This is a genomic window from Priestia sp. P5_B4 (assembly GCF_056400385.1).
On the sequence record NZ_JBFULJ010001138.1, the window covers coordinates 1 to 1,019 of the forward strand.

At 41.7% G+C, this 1,019-nt stretch carries 2 protein-coding genes; both read left to right on the forward strand.

Annotated elements, in window-relative coordinates; translation table 11 throughout:
• The coding region (locus AC1DRF_RS29440) for a sugar kinase (RefSeq protein WP_477742500.1) at positions 1-658 on the forward strand (658 nt) is incomplete at its 5' end.
• 2 nt (positions 659-660) lie between these two features.
• Positions 661-1,019 (forward strand): MFS transporter (locus AC1DRF_RS29445; protein ID WP_477742501.1); only part of this gene is annotated, 359 nt, incomplete at its 3' end.

A 1,019-nucleotide genomic window follows, 5' to 3' on the forward strand; every position in this document is an offset into this window, starting at 1 on the left:
CCCGGAAGTTTGTTACTTCCGAAAAAATTCAGCAGCCAGTCACTTGCACTCCAGCGATTTTAATCAAAACTATTTTTTAGCGGCAAAACATATGCATATGACAGGCATACCGCTTGCTGTGTCAGCAAGTATGCGCGATTTTGCTCTACATGCACTTACATCGATGAAAGCAGCTGGAAGAACAGTTTCCTTTGATCCAAACCTTAGACCCACTCTTTGGGCATCGAAAGAAGAAATGGTTGTTACAATCAATGAAGCTGCTAAACAAGCAAACTACGTTCTGCCGGGTATTGAAGAAGGAAAAATCTTAACYGGCTACGAAAACCCAGAAGACATTGCTTCTTACTATTTAGATGCAGGCGTAGAGCTTGTCGTTATTAAACTAGGTGAACAAGGAGCCTTTTTTAAGACGGCTAAAGAGCAAGGGATGGTTGAAGGAATAAAAGTGAAACAAATAGTGGATACAGTCGGAGCAGGAGACGGTTTTGCAGTAGGACTGTTAAGCGGACTTCTTCAAAATGATTCTCTTACTCAGTCTGTAAGGAGAGCAAATGCTATTGGGTCATTAGCTGTACAAAGCCCTGGAGATAACGACGGATATCCAACTGAACAGCAGTTGCAAAGATATATGGAATCCCAAAAACAAGGAGTGAAGTGATAATGAAACAGCAGCTAGCAAAAAAAAGATGGCTTCGATTAATTCCTATCGTATTTATTACGTATAGCCTTGCATATTTAGACCGTGCAAACTATGGGTTTGGAGCAGCGGCAGGACTGGCAGAAGATCTTCATATTACGCCAGGTATTTCGTCTTTATTAGGGTCGCTCTTTTTCTTAGGTTATTTCTTTTTCCAAATTCCAGGCGCTCACTATGCTGAAAATAAAAGCGCCAAAAAGCTGATTTTTTGGTCTCTGATTTTATGGGGAGCACTTGCTACAGCTACGGGTATGGTAAGCCACGTCGGATTTTTGTTTGTTATTCGGTTTGCTTTAGGAGTGGTCGAAAGTGCCGTTATGCC